The sequence below is a fragment of the Pseudomonas sp. A214 genome, from assembly GCF_900156295.1.
GTDB lineage: Bacteria > Pseudomonadota > Gammaproteobacteria > Pseudomonadales > Pseudomonadaceae > Aquipseudomonas > Aquipseudomonas rhizophila.
Map to the genome: position 1 here is coordinate 3,862,704 of NZ_LT707062.1, position 16,740 is coordinate 3,879,443.

Annotated in this window: 16 protein-coding genes; 11 read left to right on the top strand and 5 right to left on the bottom strand. The window is 60.3% G+C overall.

What is annotated here, in order from left to right; translation table 11 throughout:
* The first annotated feature begins 127 nt into the window (after window positions 1-127).
* From BW979_RS17230 to ligD, 4 genes are read left to right on the top strand one after another with little or no spacing between them, the layout of a single operon-like run.
* Complete coding sequence (locus tag BW979_RS17230) at window positions 128-1,513, top strand: iron-containing redox enzyme family protein (RefSeq protein ID WP_076384663.1); 1,386 nt, start codon at window positions 128-130, stop codon at window positions 1,511-1,513.
* Between the two features lie 8 nt (window positions 1,514-1,521).
* Complete coding sequence (locus BW979_RS17235; RefSeq protein ID WP_047226454.1) at window positions 1,522-2,523, top strand: methyltransferase; 1,002 nt, start codon at window positions 1,522-1,524, stop codon at window positions 2,521-2,523.
* The gene (locus BW979_RS17240) at window positions 2,495-3,658 is read left to right on the top strand and encodes a carboxylate-amine ligase (RefSeq protein WP_076384665.1); all 1,164 of its coding nucleotides are present in this window, start codon (window positions 2,495-2,497) and stop codon (window positions 3,656-3,658) included. Before BW979_RS17235 ends, BW979_RS17240 begins: the two co-directional genes overlap by 29 nt.
* On the top strand, window positions 3,655-6,249 hold the full coding sequence (ligD, locus tag BW979_RS17245) for a DNA ligase D (RefSeq protein ID WP_076384667.1): 2,595 nt from the start codon (window positions 3,655-3,657) through the stop codon (window positions 6,247-6,249). The genes BW979_RS17240 and ligD overlap by 4 nt, the downstream gene beginning before the upstream one ends.
* A 22-nt stretch (window positions 6,250-6,271) precedes the next feature.
* Here ligD and BW979_RS17250 read toward each other — a convergent pair whose 3' ends face one another.
* On the bottom strand, window positions 6,272-6,886 hold the full coding sequence (locus BW979_RS17250; RefSeq protein ID WP_047226457.1) for a Yip1 family protein: 615 nt from the start codon (window positions 6,884-6,886) through the stop codon (window positions 6,272-6,274).
* 166 nt (window positions 6,887-7,052) lie between these two features.
* Here BW979_RS17250 and BW979_RS17255 point away from each other — a divergent pair, with 166 nt between their 5' ends.
* Genes BW979_RS17255 through BW979_RS17265 form a run of 3 tightly spaced genes read left to right on the top strand, consistent with a single transcriptional unit; the run spans window position 7,053 to window position 8,535 of the window.
* On the top strand, window positions 7,053-7,553 hold the full coding sequence (locus BW979_RS17255) for a CinA family protein (protein WP_047226632.1): 501 nt from the start codon (window positions 7,053-7,055) through the stop codon (window positions 7,551-7,553).
* Between the two features lie 9 nt (window positions 7,554-7,562).
* Window positions 7,563-8,081, top strand: a complete 519-nt coding sequence (locus BW979_RS17260; protein WP_047226458.1) for a hypothetical protein — start codon at window positions 7,563-7,565, stop codon at window positions 8,079-8,081.
* Window positions 8,082-8,088: 7 nt separating this feature from the next.
* Complete coding sequence (locus tag BW979_RS17265) at window positions 8,089-8,535, top strand: DUF421 domain-containing protein (protein WP_047226459.1); 447 nt, start codon at window positions 8,089-8,091, stop codon at window positions 8,533-8,535.
* A gap of 67 nt (window positions 8,536-8,602) precedes the next feature.
* On the opposite strand, the gene BW979_RS17270 is transcribed toward BW979_RS17265, so the two are convergent.
* A complete protein-coding gene (locus tag BW979_RS17270; protein ID WP_047226460.1) occupies window positions 8,603-9,460 on the bottom strand; it encodes an SDR family oxidoreductase in 858 nt (285 codons plus the stop codon).
* Between the two features lie 166 nt (window positions 9,461-9,626).
* Here BW979_RS17270 and BW979_RS17275 point away from each other — a divergent pair, with 166 nt between their 5' ends.
* The gene (locus BW979_RS17275) at window positions 9,627-10,031 is read left to right on the top strand and encodes a VOC family protein (protein ID WP_047226461.1); all 405 of its coding nucleotides are present in this window, start codon (window positions 9,627-9,629) and stop codon (window positions 10,029-10,031) included.
* 66 nt (window positions 10,032-10,097) lie between these two features.
* Here BW979_RS17275 and BW979_RS17280 read toward each other — a convergent pair whose 3' ends face one another.
* On the bottom strand, window positions 10,098-11,246 hold the full coding sequence (locus BW979_RS17280; RefSeq protein WP_076384669.1) for a MalY/PatB family protein: 1,149 nt from the start codon (window positions 11,244-11,246) through the stop codon (window positions 10,098-10,100).
* A 235-nt stretch (window positions 11,247-11,481) separates the two neighbouring features.
* Between BW979_RS17280 and BW979_RS17285 the strand changes: the two genes are divergently transcribed.
* From BW979_RS17285 to BW979_RS17295, 3 genes are all read left to right on the top strand, one after another.
* Window positions 11,482-12,942: a methyl-accepting chemotaxis protein gene (locus BW979_RS17285; protein WP_076384671.1), complete on the top strand. Its 1,461-nt coding sequence runs from the start codon at window positions 11,482-11,484 to the stop codon at window positions 12,940-12,942.
* 122 nt (window positions 12,943-13,064) lie between these two features.
* Window positions 13,065-13,493: an Sbal_3080 family lipoprotein gene (locus BW979_RS17290; RefSeq protein ID WP_047226464.1), complete on the top strand. Its 429-nt coding sequence runs from the start codon at window positions 13,065-13,067 to the stop codon at window positions 13,491-13,493.
* The gene (locus BW979_RS17295) at window positions 13,490-13,921 is read left to right on the top strand and encodes a DUF2846 domain-containing protein (protein ID WP_223194328.1); all 432 of its coding nucleotides are present in this window, start codon (window positions 13,490-13,492) and stop codon (window positions 13,919-13,921) included. The genes BW979_RS17290 and BW979_RS17295 overlap by 4 nt, the downstream gene beginning before the upstream one ends.
* 21 nt (window positions 13,922-13,942) lie before the next feature.
* Here the strand turns inward: BW979_RS17295 and BW979_RS17300 are convergent, their stop codons facing one another.
* Together BW979_RS17300 and BW979_RS17305 are read right to left on the bottom strand one after the other, a co-directional pair.
* Window positions 13,943-16,183 (bottom strand): xanthine dehydrogenase family protein molybdopterin-binding subunit, encoded by a 2,241-nt coding sequence (locus BW979_RS17300; RefSeq protein WP_076384673.1) that lies wholly within the window; start codon window positions 16,181-16,183, stop codon window positions 13,943-13,945.
* A gap of 12 nt (window positions 16,184-16,195) precedes the next feature.
* A complete protein-coding gene (locus BW979_RS17305) occupies window positions 16,196-16,669 on the bottom strand; it encodes a (2Fe-2S)-binding protein (protein ID WP_076384675.1) in 474 nt (157 codons plus the stop codon).
* Window positions 16,670-16,740 lie beyond the last annotated feature (71 nt).

Below are 16,740 nucleotides of genomic sequence, written 5' to 3' on the forward strand. Positions count from 1 at the left end.
GTCAAAGCGATACGGCTCCGTTTATCCGGAGGACTTTCATCTGAAGGGAATTTTTCGTCATTCCCGGCGCTCTGCCAAAGTAGAGACGTGTTGATTCAGCGTCCTGCCGAGAACCCAAGAGGCCCTTATGACTGCGCTGACACCCCTCCAATCCCGGCCTGCCACCGTGCATTCATTCATGGATGCCGGGAGCGTGCGCCAATGCTATGAACGGCTGCTCCATGGCCCTGACGATGCTGACAAGCAAACCGTCGCCCAGGCCTTCCTTCAGCAATGCGTGGGGCAGGCCGCGGCACTGCCCCTGGAACTGCCCGACACCCCCACGGCTCTGCAAGCCTGGGTCGAGCAACACAGTGCCGGTGTAGCCCGCCAGTACGCCGAGTATCTGGAGCGGCGCAAAAACGCCGGTCCACGAGAGTTTTTCACTTGCAAGGCCCACGCTTTGTATTTCCTGCAGGCGGTGGCGCCCACCAAACTGGTGGACGGCGCGTGGCTGTATGGCGTGCTCAAGCATTGGCACGACCACCGTTTCGAAGGGCTGCTGAGCACTTATCTGGAAGAGTTGGGCGACGGCAATCCCTCGCAAAACCATGTGGTGATATACCGCAAGCTGCTCGCCGAACACGACCTGTCGGACGCGCCGGACATTGAAGACGAGCGCTACCTGCAAGGTGCCGTGCAATTGGCCCTGGGCTATGGCGGCGATGAATACCTGCCTGAAGTGATCGGCTACAACCTGGGTTACGAACAACTGCCCCTGCACCTGTTGATCAGCGCTTATGAGCTGACTGAGCTGGACATCGACCCTTACTACTTCACCCTCCACGTGACGATTGACAACGCGAGCACCGGTCATGCCTACAAGGCCATCCAGTCGCTGCTGCAACTGATGCCGATGGAGGCGGATCGCGAAGCGTTCTGGCACCGGGTCACCCTGGGTTATCGCCTCAATGATCTGGGCCAAGGCAGCCGAACCATCATCGAGTCATTCGACCTGTATCGCGAAGTGCTGGACATGCTCGAACGCAAACGTCCGTTCGGCCAACACATGCATTCCGATTACTGCAAGTTCGAAGGCAAGACCGTCAATCAATGGCTGGCAGCACCTGGACAGCTGGAGGGCTTCCTGACGGCGATGCAAAACAAAGGCTGGATCAAACGTCATGAAGATCCGCAGAACAGCCGGTTCTGGACGCTGATCGAAGGGGCGGGCGCGGCCATGTTCGGGGTGTTCAGCCCCTATGAAAAACAGTTGCTGCACGACTGGATCGCCGGTGACTGGACGCAGGAGGGTACTAAGAAAACCCCGCGCCGCGCCCACGGTGCAGCGTGCGAGCCGCAGATGCCGATCGAGGACCCCGATGTACAGAGCCTGCAACAGACCCTGCGAGGCCAGACGCCCGATGCGCAGATGCAGACCCTGATGCCGTGGCTCTCGGCGCGCTGCCACAGCCATCCGGCCGGACTGCTGGCGACTCGTCGCTTCATCGAACTCAAATCCGCGCTGCGCTAGGAGCCCGCATGAATCAGGAAGAACGCCTATCCGAAACTGACCTGGCGCTATTGCAATTGGGCCGACGCCTGCAAGCCGACGGCTATCGCTTCATTACCCCGACACCCCTGACCCACGAACGCGTCAACCAACGACCTGGCAATGAACGCTCCAGGACCCTGAGGGATGTGTTCGGCTGGTCGCGCCCGTTTGCCCCGGGGCTGATCAGCGCCGATGAGCAGCGCCAGTTGCAGGAAGCCGAGGTGCTGCAAGCGCGCGACGGCCTGTTGCATAGCCGCGTGCGCTGGTCGAGCCTGGACGGCCTGCTGTTCGCTCATTCGCAATTTCCCACCCAAGCCAACGACGCGGTGTTTTTCGGCCCCGACAGCTATCGTTTCGCCCAACTGATCCATACTTATCTGCAACAGAACTTCACGGCAATACATCGGGCCGTGGACATCGGCTGTGGCGCCGGTGTCGGGGCGCTGGTCATTGCCCGCGCCCGGCGCGAGGCACAGGTGCTGGCCGTGGATATCAATCCGATGGCCCTGCGCCTGAGCGCGGTCAACGCGGCGCTGGCCGAGGTGTCCAACGTCGAGATCGCCCGCAGCGATGTACTCCAGGATGTGGAGGGCGACTTCGACCTGATCGTCGCCAATCCGCCGTACATGGCCGACCCCAGCGAACGGGCCTACCGCCATGGCGGTGGCGCACTGGGCGCCGGGCTGTCGCTGCGCATTGTCGAACAGGCCCTGCCACGGCTTACGCCCGGTGGCTCGCTGGTGCTCTACACCGGCGTGGCGATGGTCGATGGGCGTGATCCGTTTCTCGAGGCGCTTGAGCCTTGGCGCGACTCGCCGGACTTCGGCTGGACTTACAAGGAATTGGACCCGGACGTGTTTGGTGAAGAACTGCTCACCCCGGGTTACCAGGACGTAGAAAGGATCGCCGTGGTGGCGTTGGTTGTAACCCGCATCGGCGCGGGTATCGGAGGGACTATCGATGAACAGGCGACTGAAGTTCGGCATTGAAGAGGAGTATTTCATCACCGATCTGCAAACCCGTTGTATGCCGGATCAACCCTCAGCAGAGGTTGTCACGGCGTGCCAGGCGCTACTGGGCAAGCATTTCACCCATGAAATGTTCCAGTGTCAGATCGAGATGGCGTCGCCTATTTTCCGCAACTTGCCCGAGGCGGCCGATTACCTGGCCCAGGTCCGCACAGGCCTGACCCAGCGCCTGGCCGCCCATGGCCTGGGCCTGCTCAGCGCCGGCTCGCATCCCATGGCGACCCAGGGTCTGCAGCCCACCGACGAACTGCACTTTCAGCAGCTGTTCGACGATTACCAGCGGGTGGCCAGACGGAGCGTGCTTTCGGGCCTGCATGTGCACGTGGAGGTGCCGGCCCATAAGGACCGTGTCCGGGTCATGAACGAGGTGCTGCCCTGGCTGCCGATGTTCCTGGCGCTGAGTGCTTCGTCGCCGTTCTGGAACGGCGCCTACAGCGGGTTCAGCAGCTACCGTCAGGTCGCTTGCGATGAATGGCCGCGCATGGGCGTGCCGGAGTTCTTCGAGGATGAGTCGGCGTTTGCCGGCTACGTGGACATGCTCATGCGCACCGGATCCATTCGCCAGCCCAGCGATTGCTGGTGGGTGATGCGGCCTTCGTCGCGTTATCCCACGCTGGAGCTGCGAATATGCGATGCCTGTCCGCGTGTTGAGGATGTCCTGTGCCTGGTCTCGCTGTTTCGGGTGATGGTGGCCCATGCTATTGCACTACCCAAGCCCGGCGCGCACTTCAGCCTGACCTCCCACTGGATCCTCAAGGAAAATCGCTGGCGGGCCAAGCGTCATGGAATCCTGGCCGAGTTCATCCTGGAGGGGCAGGAGCAGCCGATGATGATCGGTGAGTGGATCACGCTGGCGGAGCAGACCTTCGGCGAGACTGCCGCCGCACTGGGCGTTGAGGATGTGTTCAAGCAGGCACGTCGTATCGTCCAGGAAGGCACCAGTTCCGATCGGCAAATCGTGCTGTACGAACAAGGGCTGCTGCTGGGCGACTCCACCGAGCACGCCTTGAGCAGGGTGGTTGATCAGTTGTTGGCGGAAACCGCCGGGATGCCCGTGGCCGACCCGTCACTGTTGCAAGTGGCAGGTGGTCCATGAGCAGCAAGACCCTGGAGGATTACAACCGGATGCGTGACTTCGCCGCCACCCCGGAGCCGGCGGCCAAGCGTTCACGCAAATCGGCGAAAACCGCCCATGCCTTGCAGTTCTGCATTCAGAAGCACGACGCTTCACGGCTGCATTATGACTTCCGGCTGGAGCTGGACGGTGCGCTCAAGAGTTGGGCGGTGCCCAAGGGGCCGTCCCTGGACCCCAAGGTCAAGCGCCTGGCGGTGCATGTCGAAGACCATCCGCTGGATTACGCGACCTTCGAAGGCAGCATTCCCGAAGGCCATTATGGCGCTGGCGACGTCATTGTCTGGGATCGAGGCGTGTGGATTCCCCAGGGCGATGCCCATGAGGCCTATGAAAAAGGCCGGCTCAAGTTCGAGCTGCAAGGGGAAAAACTCAGTGGCCTGTGGAACCTGGTGCGCACCCACATGCCCGGCAAGCAGGAGCAGTGGTTCCTGATCAAGCACCAGGACGCAGCGGCACGTCCCGAAAGCGAGTACGACGTGGTCCAGGCCGAGCCGGACAGCGTGCTCAGCGAGCGCACCCTTGTACCCAAGCGCCGTGGCAAGGCTGCCGCCCAGGTCAAGGCTGTCCAGCAACCGAAAAAAGCCGCCACGCCCAAACCGTCCAGAAAAGCCTCAACCACAACCCTCAGCGGCGCGGTGGCCGGGGCGATTCCCAAGACGCTCAAACCGGAATTGGCCACGTTGGTAGAGCGCGCGCCTGAAGGCGAATGGCTCTATGAAATCAAGTTCGACGGTTACCGCGTCATGGCCCGCATTGAAAACGACGATGTCAGGCTGATCACCCGCAATGGCCATGACTGGACCCACAAGCTGCCCAAGCAGGCCGAAGCGCTGGCCGGATTAGGGCTGGAGTCCGCCTGGCTGGACGGTGAGATGGTGGTGGCCAACGAGCACGGCGTACCGGATTTCCAGGCCCTGCAAAACGCTTTCGACGCCGGCAGCAGCAACAAGATTGCCTACTACTTGTTCGATCTGCCTTACCTCAATGGCATGGACCTGCGCGAAGTGCCCGTGCAAGAGCGGCGGGCCGCGTTGGCGGCAGTGCTTGCGAGCAACAAGAATCCGCTGTTGCGCTTCTCCGATGCCTTCGAAGAAACCCCTGAAGCCTTGCTCAACAGTGCTTGCCAAATGCAGATGGAAGGACTGATCGGCAAACGCATGGGCAGTGCCTACGTTTCCCGGCGCAGCAACGACTGGATCAAGCTCAAGTGCAAGAATCGCCAGGAGTTCGTCGTAGTCGGTTTCAGCGAACCCAAGGGCGCTCGCAACGGCTTCGGCGCCTTGTTGCTGGGGCTGCACGATGCCGACAGCGGGCAACTGCGCTATGCCGGCAAGGTCGGCACAGGGTTCAACGAGCAAACCCTCACAAGCATTCACCAGCAATTGTTGCCCCTGGAAAGAAAAAAAGCCGCGGTGGTCAACCCACCCACCGGATACGAGGCCAAAGGAGTGCATTGGCTGGAACCGACGCTGCTGGCTGAAGTGGCGTTTGCCGAGATGACCAAGGAAGGCTCGGTGCGCCATGCCGTGTTTCATGGTTTGCGCAACGATAAACCGGCCAAGGCGATCACCCAGGAGCTGGCCAAACCCGTGAAAAAGACTGCGGAAAAAACCAAAGCCAAAACCAAAACCAAAACCAAAACCACTCAGGCGCCAGCCATGGACGGTAAGGTGCGCATCACCCACCCTGAGCGAGTCATCGATCCCAGCAGCGGCACGACCAAGCTGCAACTGGCCGAGTACTACGCCAGCGTCGCCGAGTTCATCCTGCCGGAACTGGCCGACCGCCCGGTGGCACTGGTCAGGGCGCCGGATGGCATTGCCGGTGAGTTGTTTTTCCAGAAAAACGCCGAGCGCCTGGCGATTCCTGGTATCACCAGCCTGGACAAATCATTGACCGGGCAGCCGGTAATGATCATCAACAATCCCGAAGCGTTGATCGGCGCGGTACAAATGAGCACGGTGGAGTTACACACCTGGAATGCCACGTCGGTGAACCTGGACAAGCCTGATCGCTTTGTTCTCGATCTTGACCCGGATCCGGCCCTGCCTTGGAAAAGCATGGTGGAAGCGACGCATCTGACCTTGTCGGTACTCGATGAACTAGGGCTCAAGGCGTTTCTCAAGACCAGCGGCGGCAAAGGCATCCACATTGTCGTGCCCTTGACCCGCAAGTTGGGTTGGGACGAGGTCAAGGGCTTCAGCCATGCGATTGTCAGCCACATGGCCAAGCTGTTGCCGGATCGCTTCTCGGCGGTCTCCGGGCCAAAGAACCGGGTAGGGCGGATCTTCATCGACTACCTGCGTAATGGCCTGGGCGCCACCACCATCTGCGCCTATGCCGCCCGTACCCGTGAAGGGTTGCCGGTGTCGGTGCCGATCTTTCGCGAGGAAGTGGCCGAACTCAAAGGCGCGAACCTGTGGACCGTGCACAACGTCCATGAGCGTTTGGCGCAAGTGGGTCACGAGCCTTGGGCGGGCCTGAAGAAGACCCGCCAAAGCATCACCGCCGACATGCGTCGACGCATTGGTATGAAAAAGACCGATAAATAGCTTGGTTCGATGCCTCCCGGACTCATCCACTTACCGGAACGCGCAGATATTCCGGCTGCAGGACGTTGAACCACAGCAGAATCATTTCCACCAGGATGGTCACCAGCACCAACAGCCCTACGCCCCATACGCTGGCCGAGTACAACAGACCTTGTTCCTTCTTGAGATTCATGAACTTGGGCAGGCCAACAAACAGTAAAAAAGTCGAGTAGGCCGACGCCATTGCCAGCGCGATCACCGCCAGCCAGCGGTTGGGGTAGAGTCCGAAAATCCCGGCCAGGAAGTAAGGCGTGGCGGTGTAGGCGGCAAAACCAATGCACTGGTTGACCGTAGGGCGGGCATCGAAGGTGCGCGACATCCAGCGGATGAACAGCCCCATGAGCATCACGCCGGCCACGATGGTCAGGTACAGCAGCACACTCAGTTGAAGTGCGCTGGCAGTGCTCAGTCGTACCGTTTCGTTTTCAGCCAGGCTCCAACCGGTCCAAGTGGTCCCAATGAACAGACACACCACGGGAATCAGGGCGAGTAATAACAGGTGAGCCAGATAGTGGCGCGGGTGAGCTTGTTCCTGTTCGCGGATGTCTTTCCAGGCAAACTCGGGGTGGGTGAACAGTTTGACGAAAGGGGCGGACATGACGACCTCCTGATCAGTACAGCCTCTGGTGAGGCCCATACGAATTTGAGGTACAGGATCGGTCGGGGGTTCATTTATTTGGAGTGCCCGAGGAGGGGCGTGATCAGAGGGAATGAATCCATACGGCCGGGGTCAATCCATCAGCATCCCTGAAGGACTGTATGCCATGACCATTGCTTGCTCCCTGGTTGATTACTTGCGTGAACACGAGCTGCGCCTGACGACGGCCGAGTCCTGTACCGCCGGCAAGATCGTCACCTTGCTGGCCGAAGTACCCGGCAGTGGTTCGCTGATTGAAAGCGGTTACGTGGTGTATTCCCCGGAGGCTAAACAACGATTGCTGGGGGTCAACCCATGCACCATCGACACCTTCAATCTCACCAGCCGTGAAGTGGCCGAGGAAATGGCCCTCGGTGCCCTGCGCGACGCCAATGCCAACGTCGCCGTGGCCACCACCGGCATTCTCGGGCCGGATGACATGGACGGCATTCCGGCCGGCACTGTCTGTTTTGCCTGGGCGTTCGATATGGCCGGCGAGCGAGCGTTGTTCAGTCGCCTGGAAAGATTTTTCGGGACTCGCAACCAGGTCCAACTGTGGGCCGCCGAACATGCGCTCGTGCAGTTGCGGCACTTTCATCAACGCGCGCTGGCGGGTGAGCGCAGATAGGGGATCACCATGACCCATCCCACTGATCCCGAGGAATTGCGCAGCCGCCAGTTCCCGGTCCGCGAAGACATGGCCTACCAGCTCAAGGTCTGGCGTTTCGAGCGGGTGGGTTGGTACGTGTTGGTATTGCTGGTGATCCTGACGCTGCTTGGATTGTTCTCTCGTGGCCCGTTGAGCACCCGAAATGTACACAGCGCAGATGGCCGACTCGGCGTCGAGTACGAGATGTTCCACCGCAACGGTTCTACCAACCCCATGGTCATCCATCTGATGGGGCAGCCCAATGCCGTGCTGGAGGTGGAACTGGTCGGCCAGTGGCTGGAGGGTTTCGAGGTGCAAACCCTCCAGCCCCAGCCCGTGCGCTCGGCGAGTGCGGAGCGGGGCCTGAAGCTGTGGGTCCAGGCGGATGCCAAGGGAGAGGCCAGCCTTTATCTGTCACTGCTGGGCGATGGGCTGGGGCTCTATCACAGCCGTATCGACACGCCCGATGGCGCCACGGTCAGGTTCAATCAATTCATTTTTCCCTAGGTGACGTATGGACTCTGTGCTGCGGGCTGCCGCGATCTATGTGGCGTTGCTGGTACTGTTCAAGATCGCCGGGCGTCGCTCCCTGGCGGAAATCACCACGTTTGATTTTGTCCTGCTGATGATCATCGGCGAGGCCACCCAGCAGGCGTTGCTGGGGGATGATTTCTCGTTGACCAATTCGTTGATGGTGATCGTGACGCTGATTGCCATCGATGTGGGCTTGTCGCTGCTCAAGCAACGCTCCCAATGGGTCTCGCAACTGATTGACGGCGGCCCGACCATTATTGTGGAGGATGGGCGAATACTGAAGGCGCGCCTGCGCCATGCCCGCTTGATAGAAGAAGACATCATGGAAGCGGCACGGTCGAGCCAGGGAATCGAGACGCTGGAACAGATCAAGTTCGCGATTATCGAGCGTAACGGCAAGATTTCGGTGATTGCCAAGGAGCCGTGATCCCTTCACATGATCCATGACGAGGGCTACATCCCCTCGCCACAACAGCTGCCTATCATCGCTTGACTCACAGGATCGGCTTGCCGCCCGTAATCCCATACCGGGAACCGGAAATGTAGCTCGCCTCATCCGAAGCCAGCAGTACATAGATCGGCGCCACTTCCACCGGCTGGCCAGGACGGCCAAGGGGCGTCTGGGAGCCGAAGTTCTGTACTTCTTCCTCAGGCATGGTGGCGACAATCAGCGGTGTCCAGATCGGCCCTGGCGCCACGCTGTTCACCCGGATGCCCTTGGGGCCGAGCATCTGCGCCAGACCGCCGGTGAAGTTGGCGATGGCGCCTTTGGTGGTGGCGTAGGCCAGCAGAGTCGGCTTGGGCATGTCGGAGTTGACCGAACTGGTGTTGATGATCGAGCCACCCGCCTTCATATGCGGGACGGCGGCCTGGCAGATCCTGAACATCGAGGTGATGTTGATATCAAACGTGCGCACCCACTCTTCGTCGGGGATGTCTTCCAGGTTTTCGTGAGTCATCTGGAACGCGGCGTTGTTGACCAGAATGTCGATATGCCCGAAACGGGCGACGGTTTCGTCGACGATCTTGCGGCATTGGGCCTTGTCCGCCAGATCGCCGGGCAGCAACAGGCATTGGCGGCCGGCCTGTTCTACCCAGCGGGCGGTCTCCCTGGCGTCTTCATGCTCGTCCAGGTAGGAAATGGCCACGTCAGCGCCCTCACGGGCGAAGGCAATCGCCACGGCACGACCGATGCCGCTGTCGGCGCCCGTGATCAAGGCGATCTTGCTTTCCAGGCGTCCAGAACCGGTGTAGCTCTGTTCTCCGCAGTCTGGATACGGGTCCATCTTGCGTTGAGTGCCGGGCACCGGTTGGCTTTGTTTTGGGAACGGCGGGGTAGGGTAGTCAGTCATGACATTCTCCATGCTGGATGTGTAGTCGATGGAGGGTGGACTGTGGGCCTTCAGGCAGAGTTCGCTCGGATTCCGGGGCCGAGCGATGAGCGTGGTCCGAGCCCTTTTGCCAATCGCGAATCAACATCGGCTAATGTTGGACGAATGCAGATAAGGAGCCGGACAGATGTTCAGTCACATACAGATTGGCGCGCGGGACCTGCCAACAATGGTCGCGTTTTATGATGCCGTGCTGGGCTGCCTGGGGTTGGTACGCCTGCCCAGCGAAAACGACTCGGGCCCGCCGGGAGAAGGCTGGCATCAACCCGGCAAGCGTTGGCCTCAGGTGTTCGTGCAATTACCGTTCAATGGTTTGCCCGCGACCTGGGGCAATGGCATGCAAGTGAGTTTCGCCGCCGATTCGCCGCACACCGTACAGGCCGCCTGGGCGCAGGCCATCGCCCTGGGCGGCACCGACGAAGGCCCGCCGGGCCCGCGGCCCCAGTATTCGGAAGGGTATTTCGGGGCCTATTGCCGCGATCCGGAGGGGAACAAGTTGTGCTTTGTTTATGCGCCGGATATGGATGAGTAAAACGCGGATCCATTGTGGCGAGGGAGCTTGCTCCCTCGCCACAGAGGATCTTCGTCGTCAGGGAGATCAGCCCCTGGCCTTCAAGCTCCGCTCCATCCGCGTAATCCCTTCCTCCAGCAGCGCCCGTGGGCAGCCGAAGTTCAAGCGCACGAATTGCCCGGCATCGTCACCGAAATCCAGTCCGGCACTCAGGCCTACCTTGGCTTGCTTCAGGAAAAAGCCCTGCGGGTCGTCCAGCCCCAATCCCGAGCAATCCAGCCAGGCCAGGTAAGTGCCCTGGGGCACGGTCATGGTGATGCCCGGCAGGCGGGTCTTTACGGCGTCGACCAGATAGTCGCGGTTGGCTTGCAGGTAAGCCTTCAATTCTTCCAGCCACGGGCCAGCTTCGCTGTAGGCCGCGCGGGTCGCTTCAAGGCCCAGGGCGTTGACGCTGTCGACCATGCCGGCCCGGGCACTGTTGACCCGCTCGCGGACTTTGGCGTTCTGGATGATGGCGAATGAAGTTTTCAGCCCGGCAATGTTGTAGGCCTTGCTGGCCGACATCAGGGTGATGGTGCGCTCGGCAATCTCCGGGCTGAGGGTGGCGGTGGGGATGTGCACACGACCGTCGAAGCACAGCTCGGCATGGATTTCGTCAGAGATGATCCAGGCATTCTGTTCCAGGCAGATATCCGCCACGGCCTTGAGTTCTTCCCGGGCAAACACCTTGCCCAACGGGTTGTGAGGGTTGCTCAGCAACAGCGCACCGCCACCTTGCAACGCGTCACGCAACGCGGCCAGGGGTGTGTGGAACTCGCCGTTGAGCGGGTTGAACGGCAGTTCAACCTTGTTCAGTTGCCAGTGAGCAGGGGCATTGCGCAGCGGCGGGTAATTGGGCACCTGTACCACAACGTTCTGCGCAGGCTCCACCAAGGCGTGCAGTGCCATGTTGAAGCCTGGTTCGACACCCGGCAGGAAGACGATCTGCTGAGGCTCGACGCGCCAGGCGTACTTGTTCCAGAGGTCCGCAACGATGGCGGCGCGCAGCGAGTCCTGGGCCACGCTGTAGCCGAGCATGGGGTGTTCGAGGCGTTTGTGCAGTGCGTCGATGACCACCGGCGGAGCAGGGAAGTCCATATCAGCCACCCACATGGGCAACACGTCAGCGGGGTAGCGACTCCACTTGGTGCTACCGGTACCGTGGCGCTCCAATACCGTGTCGAAATCGAAAGTCATGGGGGTTCCATCAGGTCTGGGAATGAGATGGCGAACATCATAAAGCAAAGATCAGTGAAAAAAGGAAGATGGCGTAGTGCCACTAACCAGGAGGAATCGGCTACAGTTCGATTCCGACACGCCGATAAGGCTTGAAGCCAGCATTGGTAACGGACCCTCCAAGCCCCCCGAAAAGGACAGCCCCCATGACATCGCCCGTGCGCTTTACGATCACTACCGTAAAGCTGATCGCATCATGCTGGGGTTACTCTGGCTCACTTTTGTCTACTCCCTGTGCCTGGCCTTCCTGCACTCCACCTTCAGCCAGGCGCTGCTGATAGGGGCGACGACCTGTCTGCTGACCACCGTGCTTTATCGCGGCCTGGGCGGCACCCGGGCCATGCGCTGTGTCATCGCCGTGGCGCTGATGGTCATGGCCGCCTTGCACATCAACCAGACCCGTGGCGTGATCGAGTTCCACTTCGGGATTTTCGTACTGTTGGCGGTGCTGACGTTCTACCGTGACTGGCTGCCGATCATCGTGGCCGCCGCCACTATCGCTATTCACCACGTCGGTTTTCACTGGCTTCAGCACCAGGGTTATCCGGTGTTCGTCATGGCCAACCATGGCGGCTGGACCATGATTTTCATCCACGCCTTCTACGTGGTGGTGGAAAGCGTGATCCTGATTTACCTGGCGAACCAGAGCCTGGCCGATGCCACGGAAAACCAGGATGTGCTCGACAAAGTGCTGGCCGCCGCTATGCAGTTGAGCAGTGACACCCAGACCCAGCGCAACCGGGGGGACAAAGCCTCTTCGTCCGAGCGTTTCGATCATTTCCTGCAGCAGATCACCAACCTGGTAGACGGCGTGGTGCGCGATACCCGCAACCTTTCGGACTTGGGTCAGGACCTTTCTCAAGTCGGCCAGACACTGGAGCACGGCGCCAGGCATCAGCTCAATGAAGTGGCACAGATGAGCGGCGCGATTGGCCATCTGGTCCAGGCCATGGACAGCATTGCCGGGCATGTCGGCCAGACGGTACAACGGGCCGGCCAAGCCAGTGAACAGGTCAGCCGCGGACGCAGCACCGTTGACCAGAGCCGCGAGGAGATTGTCGAGTTGGCCGGTCGCCTCAACCTGACCAACGAAACCGTGCAAGGCCTGGCCGAGCAGGCGCAACAGATCGGCCAGGTGCTGGACGTCATTAACAGCATCGCCGAACAAACCAACCTGTTGGCCCTCAACGCCGCCATCGAGGCCGCCCGGGCCGGGGAGCAGGGACGCGGTTTTGCGGTAGTAGCGGACGAAGTCCGGACCCTGTCGCAAAAGACCTCGACGTCCACCACGGAAATCCAGCAGATCATCGCCAAGCTGCAACAGGGCAGCCGTCAGGCAGCCCTCGCCATGCAAGACAGCCAGGAAGGGGTACAACGCTGCGTATCGGCCAGCCAACTCGCCTCGCAACTGCTGAATGCAGTGGTAGAGGACATCGCGGCGATCAACCACTTCAACGGCCTGATCGCCAGCACCACCCAGGAACAATCCGAGGCCTCGAAGGGCATCAATGAACGCTTGCAAAGCGTCCAGGCCGTCGCTGAGCGCAACGCCGATAACATCGGCATTCTGACTCGGAGCAGTCAATGCCTGCCACCGTTGGCCGAACGCTTGGCGGTGTTGGGGCAGGCGTTTCATCGTAAAGGTGAGGCGGTTTGAGGTCTTTCACGCCGGGCCTTTTCAGTCCACGCCCGGTAAAGAAGGCTGGCGATTGACGGCAAAACGCACCTCACCTAGCATGACGCCATCATTTTGATATCTTTTTTAGTTTGGAGAAAAGTGTGCGGTTTAGAGCGCTTACGATTGGTTTTGTATTGATACTGGCCGGGTGTACCAACATTAAAGTCGAACCGGTGGAGCGCCAATATCAAATTTCGAAGATTTGTATTGAAGAGAATCCAAAAGTCGTCGTTGGCGACTTTGTCGATGGCTTGCAACTCCTCTTACGCAAGCACCATATCGAGAGCCAGCTCTACACCAGATCTGTGCCGAGCACCTGCGAGTACCGTTTGACCTATACCGCGATTCGCTCGTGGGATTTTTCTGCCTACCTGTCCGATGCCAGTATTTCTCTTTATAAGGGCAATCAAAAAATCGGCTTTGCGCACTATCATCTGACGGGGGAGGGAGGATTCGATCCGTCTAAAATGGCAACGGTCGAGGAAAAAATGGAGCCGGTAATCAATCAGTTATTGGGGCAGAACAAATGAGCGCGACAATAAAAAAAATAACAGGGCTGGTGCTCCTGCTCCTATTGACCGGCTGCGGCCATACAACTTCCAACCAACCCTATTTCGACCCTCCGTCGCCACCTCAAGGTAAGGCGCTCGTTTATCTGGCGCGGACGCATGTCATTCAAGGCAGCTTTTATGACAGCATATTCAGCATTAATGACAGCGCGGTAGTGGGCCTCAATGAACGGACCTATTCCTGGGTCTTCGTGAGCCCCGGCCAGCACAAGATAGCTGCTGGACAGAACAACCATCCCCGAAACGTATTCCTGAACCTGCAGATTGAAGAGGGTAACGAGTATTTCGTTGAATACACTCAGGAACACATGGTTGAGCTTATTCGGGCTCGGAATACGCAGGAAGGAAAAGCAATGGTAAGGGGTTACTCGTACATCCCCGTACGATAGTGAATCTGGAGATACACTCCATCACGTCATCTTGAACGGCAACTCACGCATTGGCTTGCCCGTCAGGCTGGCAATGGCATTGGCAAAAGCCGGAGCCAACGCCGGCAGGCCGGGCTCGCCCATCCCGGTGGGTGGTTCGGCGCTTGGCACGATGTGCACGGCAAACTCCGGCATGTCGGTAATGCGTGGAACGCTGAAGTCAGCAAAGTTGCTCTGCTGCACGACGCCGTCTTTCAAGGTGATGGCGCCGCCCGGCAGGCACATCGACAATCCCATCAGCGCTGCGCCTTGCACCTGAGCTTCAACACTGCGCGGGTTGACCACCAGATTGCAGTGCACACCCGCAGTCACTTGGTGCAGCACCGGACGGCCACTCTGCACCGACGCCTCAACGACGTAAGCCACCACCGAACTGAACGACTCGTGCACCGCCACGCCCCAGGCATGGCCAGCCGGTAGCGGGCGTTTGCCGTATTCGCTCTTGTCCACCGCCAATTGCAGCGCTGCGCGATGGCGCGGGCTTTGATCGGCGAACAGCTTCATCCGATAGGCCACCGGATCCTGCTTGGTTGTACGGGCGATCTCATCGATCAAGGTTTCCATTACAAAAGCCGTATGGGTGGAGCCTACGCTGCGCCACCAGAGGATGGGGACGTTGACTTTCGGGTGATGGACCGTCAGGCGCATCGGCAGCGGATAAGGATCACGCATACCTTCCGTGGCGGTGGGGTCGATGCCGTTCTTCACCCGGCCCCCAAACACGGTGTCGGTAAGAATGGATTGCCCGACCAGGGCGTGATCCCAGGCCAGTACCTTGCCAGCGTCGTCAAAACCGATGCGCGCGCGATGCAGGTGCATGGGGCGATAGTAGCCGCCCTTGATGTCGTCTTCCCGGCTCCAGAGCGTGCGCACAGGCGCGTCAAGCCCCTCAGCGCGGGCGGCTTTGGCCACTTCGCAAGCCAGCACGACAAAGTCGCCGGTGGGCACGCCGCGCCGGCCAAAACCACCGCCGGCCGTCTGCACGTTCAGCTGGATTTGCTCGGGCTTGAGATTCAGTACCTTGGCGGCCGCCGCACTGTCGCCGCCGGGAAACTGCGTGCCGACCCACAGTTCGGCGCGTTCTTCGCCGAGCTGGACAGTACAGTTCAACGGCTCCATGGGGGCGTGGGCGAGGTAGGGGAATACGAACTCAGCTTCCAGTTGATGCGGCGCGGTTGCCAGCGGCGTCATGTCGGCATCGAAGCGCAGTGGGCCGGGCTGGCCGGCCAGCTCCCGGTACTGGAGCAATTGTTTTTCGCTGTCCACCTTTTCGACCGACGCCAGGTCCCACTCCAGCTTCAAGGCATCGCGCGCGAGCTTCGCCTGCCAGTAGCTATCGGCGACTACCGCGACACCTTCGGCGCCGCCGTCCAACGGCACGCGCAATACCGCTTTCACGCCCCGGGTGGCGCGTGCCGCGCTGTCATCCAACGAAGCGATTCTGGCACCGAACACCGGCGGGTGGGCGACCACGGCAGTGAGTTGCCCTGGCAGATGCATATCGATGCCGAAGTCCTGCTGGCCGCTGCTCTTGGCCTTGGCATCGATGCGCGTGGTGGCATGGCCAATGATGCGAAAGTCCTTGGGGTCCTTGAGTGTCACCTTTTCCGGCACAGGCAGCGCCATAGCGGCCTCGGCCAATTCGCCGTAGCTTGCCTTACGGCCCGCCGGGCCGAGCACCATGCCGGCTTGGGTGCTCAGGCTGGCCACGTCCACGTTCCAGCGTGCTGCCGCCGCCGAGAGCAGCATGGCACGAGCACGGGCGCCAAGTTCGCGGTACTGGGTATAGCTGTTCTTGATCGAATTGGAGCCGCCAGTGAGGTGTATACCAAAGATCGGATCCTGATAAGCAGCATCACCGCTGCCGTTGCGGGCTCGCACCAGACTCCAGTCGGCATCGAGCTCTTCGGCAAGAATCATCGGCAGGCTGGTTTGCACGCCCTGGCCGAATTCCAACCGGTTGATCGTCACGGTGACTTCGCCGTTGGGCGCGATCTGTACGAATGCCGAAGGTTGCTGATTCGGCTTGAGTGGTACTGCGGCGTCGCCGTTGGCCTCTTGCGCCAAGGCAAGATGAGGAAAAGCGCCCAAGGCCAGACCGCCGATGCCGACCATCTTGAGGAAACTGCGGCGGGGAAGGGTGGTAGGGCCGTCAGCCTGATCGCGCTCAAGCATGTGCTGTAAAGTGCGGGGAATCTCGTCTGGAAAAATCTCGTTCAACATGGCGAACTCCGGTCAGGCAAGGGTTTTGGCGGCATCTGCCACGGCAGCGCGGATGCGCGCGTAAGTGCCACAGCGGCAAATGTTGCCGGCCATCGCCGAGTCGATTTCGGCCGCCGTAGGCTGCTTGCCCTTGGGCTGGGCTTTGAGAAACGCTGTCGCGCTCATGATCTGGCCGCTCTGACAGTAGCCGCACTGCGCCACGTCGTGTTTGACCCAAGCCTCATGCACGGCGGTGCCGACCGGGTCACTGCCATCTGTGTCCGCCTCGATGGTGGTGATCTTCTTGCCTTGGGCGGCGGCGATTGGCGTCACGCAGGAACGAATGGCCTGACCATCCAGGTGAACGGTGCAGGCGCCACACAGGGCTGCACCACAACCAAATTTGGTGCCGGTCATGCCCAGCGCATCGCGCAGGGTCCAGAGAATCGGGGTGCCTGGGTCTACGTCGACCGTATACTCACGGCCATTGATGTTGAGGGCGCTCATAGCGATTCCAGCTCCAGAAGGTTTGACTCTGGATAACTATAGGAAGCAATTCTGGGGGCTGGTTGCATAAT

Bases quoted from the DNA above. Each gene is read 5' to 3' on its own strand.
- BW979_RS17280 (WP_076384669.1), bottom strand. From the start codon at position 11,246: ATGACTTTCGATTTCGACACGGTATTGGAGCGCCACGGTACCGGTAGC.
- BW979_RS17305 (WP_076384675.1), bottom strand. From the start codon at position 16,669: ATGAGCGCCCTCAACATCAATGGCCGTGAGTATACGGTCGACGTAGAC.
- BW979_RS17270 (WP_047226460.1), bottom strand. From the start codon at position 9,460: ATGACTGACTACCCTACCCCGCCGTTCCCAAAACAAAGCCAACCGGTG.
- BW979_RS17275 (WP_047226461.1), top strand. From the start codon at position 9,627: ATGTTCAGTCACATACAGATTGGCGCGCGGGACCTGCCAACAATGGTC.
- BW979_RS17285 (WP_076384671.1), top strand. From the start codon at position 11,482: ATGCTGGGGTTACTCTGGCTCACTTTTGTCTACTCCCTGTGCCTGGCC.
- BW979_RS17255 (WP_047226632.1), top strand. From the start codon at position 7,053: ATGACCATTGCTTGCTCCCTGGTTGATTACTTGCGTGAACACGAGCTG.
- BW979_RS17295 (WP_223194328.1), top strand. From the start codon at position 13,490: ATGAGCGCGACAATAAAAAAAATAACAGGGCTGGTGCTCCTGCTCCTA.
- ligD (WP_076384667.1), top strand. From the start codon at position 3,655: ATGAGCAGCAAGACCCTGGAGGATTACAACCGGATGCGTGACTTCGCC.
- BW979_RS17300 (WP_076384673.1), bottom strand. From the start codon at position 16,183: ATGTTGAACGAGATTTTTCCAGACGAGATTCCCCGCACTTTACAGCAC.
- BW979_RS17265 (WP_047226459.1), top strand. From the start codon at position 8,089: ATGGACTCTGTGCTGCGGGCTGCCGCGATCTATGTGGCGTTGCTGGTA.
- BW979_RS17235 (WP_047226454.1), top strand. From the start codon at position 1,522: ATGAATCAGGAAGAACGCCTATCCGAAACTGACCTGGCGCTATTGCAA.
- BW979_RS17260 (WP_047226458.1), top strand. From the start codon at position 7,563: ATGACCCATCCCACTGATCCCGAGGAATTGCGCAGCCGCCAGTTCCCG.
- BW979_RS17250 (WP_047226457.1), bottom strand. From the start codon at position 6,886: ATGTCCGCCCCTTTCGTCAAACTGTTCACCCACCCCGAGTTTGCCTGG.
- BW979_RS17240 (WP_076384665.1), top strand. From the start codon at position 2,495: ATGAACAGGCGACTGAAGTTCGGCATTGAAGAGGAGTATTTCATCACC.
- BW979_RS17230 (WP_076384663.1), top strand. From the start codon at position 128: ATGACTGCGCTGACACCCCTCCAATCCCGGCCTGCCACCGTGCATTCA.